We start from the raw sequence: 4,153 nt of genomic DNA, 5'->3' as shown, positions 1-4,153 counted from the left end.
CGCAATTCACCAGCCCACACGGGTTTGTCGTCGAGCGTTCCGGCGGCCAGGGAGACCAGAAACAACCAACACACGAAGCCGTTTCGATTCATAAAATTCACTCGTGGAAATGATCGCTTGTCAAAAGTGGGATAGGCTTCCAGCCTGTCAATTCCGCATTCGTTCAGTCGTGATCATTGAGGGGTGCTGGATCAAGGTGGGCAATGGAAGCAGCACGTCGGGGGTGGGGCAATCGACATCGATCGATGTCCACTGCGGTGCGGGAGATTATTGTAACATACCGTTACAGCATCAATCGCGTTTGAAATCCTGCGGTCTCCATTCCACGACAGCTTCACATCCATCGTCAAGATTCTTACTCCATGAAACCACTCCTGGGTCATCACTCTGTTTGGGTGTGCGCGCTGTGTCTGTTGTCCGCTAGCTTGGTTCCCGCGGCCTCCTATGCGCTGGAACCCCAGGCCAAATCTCCCAACATCGTGCTGATCGTCGCCGATGATCTCGGTTGGGGTGACCTCGGTTGCTACGGCCAGCAACTGATCGCCACGCCCAACATTGACCGACTGGCACAGCAGGGAATCCGTTTCACGCAAGCCTATGCCGGAGGACCGGTGTGTACGTCGTCGCGGAGCGTGTTGATGACCGGGCTGCATGGCGGGCACACCCCGGCTCGCGACAACATTCCGCACTATCCGACCTATCTCGATGACAACGATCACACCGTTGCCGAACTGCTTCAGGACGCCGGTTATCGATGCGGTGGAGTCGGCAAGTGGTCGTTGGGTGACACCGGAACAACTGGCTCGGCGACTCGGCAGGGATTCGATCAGTGGGTCGGGTATTTGAACCAGGACCACGCGCATTATTACTACACCGAGTATCTCGATCATGGTGAAAGCCGGATCGAGCTGCCCGGCAACCCGGTTGCGAAACACACTTACAGCCACGATGTCTTGACCGATCATGCGCTGCGGTTCATTCAGGAATCGAAGCATGACCCGTTCTTTTTATACGTCGCCTACACGCTGCCCCATTTTTCTTCCAAGAGCGAAGACCCCGACGGGCTGGCCGTGCCGTCGACTGCCCCGTATTCCGAACGTGATTGGCCGGACAAGGCCAAGAAATACGCCGCGATGGTTCACCGTCTGGACGTCGGTGTGGGGAAACTGATCGATCGCGTCGACGAGTTGGGTTTGGCGGACGACACGCTGGTGATTTTCAGTAGCGACAACGGCGGTCATGCAACGGTCTGGGACACGTTTGACACCAACGGCCCCTTGCGCGGTTTCAAGCGTGATCTCACCGAAGGCGGGATTCGCGTTCCCTTCTTGGCACGCTGGCCGGGCAAGATCCCAGCGGCCACTGTCAGTGATCAAGTCATTGCGTTTCAAGACATGTTGCCGACGTTTGCCCAGATCGCCGGCCGAGAAATTCCCACCGACATCGATGGCGTCTCCGTGCTTGATGCGTTGCTGGGCAAACCGCTGAGCGTACGTCGAGACTATTTGTACTGGGACTATGGCCACTGTCGCAAACACTATGACCAGGCCGTCCGTCTGGGCGACTGGAAAGGGATTCGCCTGGGGAAAGAGAACGGGGCTGTCCAGCTTTATGATCTCAAACGCGATCCCGGGGAGTCCCGTGACGTGGCTGGTGATCACCCGGCGAAAGTCGCCGAGATCGTCCGCATCATGGACACCGCCGCCACACCCCATCCGCGCTATCGAGTCGGTGAACTCTACCGAGGTTCGCCGATTTGGCGGGCGGAAAACCAACACGTCTCGCTACTTCATGTGCCTCCTGTCTCGGCGCCGGGACGCGGTGCCCACCTGCACAGCGCCCACCTGCTTAGCGAGTTTGTGTTCGACCCCGAGGACCGACCGACACCGCAATGTCATTCGTCCACCTTGGCCGAAACGCCGGACGGACTGGTGGCATCGTGGTTCGGCGGGACGAACGAGCCGGCGCTCGACAACGTGATCTGGGTGGCTCGGCAGGTCGATGGCAAGTGGCAGCCACCGGTCCAAGTGGCCGATGGCAGCGAAGGCGAATCCGGTGATCACCGTGTCGGCAATCCGGTGCTGTTTCAGACCGACGACGGACCGCTGCTGCTGTTTTACAAAGTCGTCGACCCGAAACACGGCCGGGCGTCACACTGGTGGGGCATGTTGATGACGTCGGAGGATCATGGCGTGACCTGGTCACGACCGCGTCGGATTGGGACCGATGAAAAACTCGGTGCCGGCAATCCCAACATGATCGGCCCGGTCAAAAACAAACCCATCCAACTGGACGACGGAACGATCCTCTGTCCGTCTAGTACCGAGCATGCCGGCTGGCGCGTGCACTTCGAACTCAGCCGAGATCTTGGCAAGACGTGGCAGGTCATCGGCCCGATCCATCAGGCTGCGAACTTCAATGCCATCCAGCCCAGCATTCTGCTGCATGGCGACAACCGGATGCAGGTGTTGTGCCGGTCCAAGGAAGGCGTGGTTGCACAGTGTTGGTCGCGCGACGGAGGGGCAACCTGGGGGCCGCTCACTGCGACACACTTACCGAATCCCAACGCCGGCACCGATGCGGTGACCTTGTCCGATGGTCGGCAGCTGCTGGTCTACAACCACACCATCAAACGCGGCCCGTTCCCCGCCGGCCGGTCGATGTTGAATGTGGCCCTTTCCTCTGACGGGAAACAATGGAATCCCGTGCTGACGTTGGAACGCGAACGCGGCGCCGAGTTTTCCTATCCGGCCGTCATTCAAACCGCCGACGACAAGGTTCACATCACTTACACGTGGAAACGCAAGAGCATCCGTCACGTCGTGCTGGATCCCGACCGATTGTGAACGCGGCTTTGGACGATGAAGTGCACGCCGCGATTGACGGTTCGACCTCCCCTCGCAACGACCATGGATTCGGTCGACTTGCCGAGCGACAGGAGTTACTGATCAAACGGAGGTTGCTTAACCTTCGAAGCGGACCTTGGCCAAGTAGATGTTCGTCTTGCCTTCGTGTGACGAATAGTAGCTGATCCACAGCATCTCATCATGCCAGACCAGCCCTGCGTAACTGGTGTCTCCGCCCGACGGCAGCTTAAGTGCTTCGGTCAGCGTGCCGGTCTCCGGATCGAGCCAACAGAGCGACGTACGGACGGGCGAATCGTATAGACGAACGACGGCGACGAAACGACCGTCGGGCAGTTGGATCATGTCGGGACCGCCGATCCGCACGCCCAGGCTCTTCCAATTCCAATGCGTGTACGGGGGACGCGACGTACCGAGGTTGCCCGAGTTGGGTTTTCCGTCCTGTCGCAATAAGCAATACGCCGTGTCATCGGGAAGAAAAACGATGGAGGTTTCGTTGGGGTACGTGCCTTCGACGTCAACGTTTTCGATCAGCGTTTCAAACGTCTTTCCGTCGGAACTTTTGAACAGCCGCAGGCATCGATCGCCCTTGCCGCAACCGTAGCCGAAACCGTACGCATTTCCCTTGTGCCAAGTGATCCGCCAGAGCCAGTTGTCTGGATCACCGACCGCGGTGGGGGCACTCCAGTGGGTGCCGTCATCGGAAAACCAGACCAGCGATTGATGGTGTCGTCCCTCCGGCGTGTCGGCCGCTCCGGCGCCGGCGAGCATCAGCCGGCCATCGGGAGTGACGGTGATTTTGGCATCGCGCAGATCGTAGTCTTGCGACGTGACGAGCGCCGCGGACTTCCAATGTTCACCGTCCGACGACGTCAGAACTCGCAACGCGCCGTCGGGAGAGACGTGTTTTTGACCCTCGCGAAAAACGCAGTACCAACGCTCGTTGAACCGCACCAAATCGGTGAACGCGTTGTGTGGAGCCGCGTCCCAAATACGCTGCGCGTCGACGAGAACGGGTTTAGGAAAGTCATCGGCCGCCAGTAGTGCGACGGGGAGGAGAAGCGATGCGAAGAGGGAAGCGGCACGGTTCATGATGCATGTCCTGGGTGGGCTGGGGAGGGTGGGAGGCGTGCATTCTAACGAACCGGGACAGCGACGGGGGAAGATGACCTGGCCAGCCCCCGACTGCCATCCTCCTAAAGCCTCTTCAGGAAATTCAAACCGAAGCGGCCATAATCTTGTCCATCGACATCGCCATCGCCGTCGGAATCCATGAAGGGGTCGTAATT

Annotated in this window: 2 protein-coding genes; one reads left to right on the top strand and one right to left on the bottom strand. The window is 59.1% G+C overall.

The annotated features are described in order from the left end of the window. The first annotated feature begins 362 nt into the window (after positions 1–362). A complete protein-coding gene (locus ABX749_RS24360; protein ID WP_372898281.1) occupies positions 363–2,846 on the top strand; it encodes an exo-alpha-sialidase in 2,484 nt (827 codons plus the stop codon). Positions 2,847–2,963: 117 nt separating this feature from the next. Here ABX749_RS24360 and ABX749_RS24355 read toward each other — a convergent pair whose 3' ends face one another. Continuing rightward, complete coding sequence (locus tag ABX749_RS24355) at positions 2,964–3,956, bottom strand: sialidase family protein (RefSeq protein ID WP_372898280.1); 993 nt, start codon at positions 3,954–3,956, stop codon at positions 2,964–2,966. Positions 3,957–4,153: the final 197 nt, after the last annotated feature.

Origin of the sequence: Stieleria sp., assembly GCF_041595215.1 — a bacterium.
Lineage (GTDB): Bacteria > Planctomycetota > Planctomycetia > Pirellulales > Pirellulaceae > Stieleria > Stieleria magnilauensis.
Note: the sequence above shows the minus strand (reverse complement) of the source record. Positions and strands in the feature narration are given on the sequence as shown.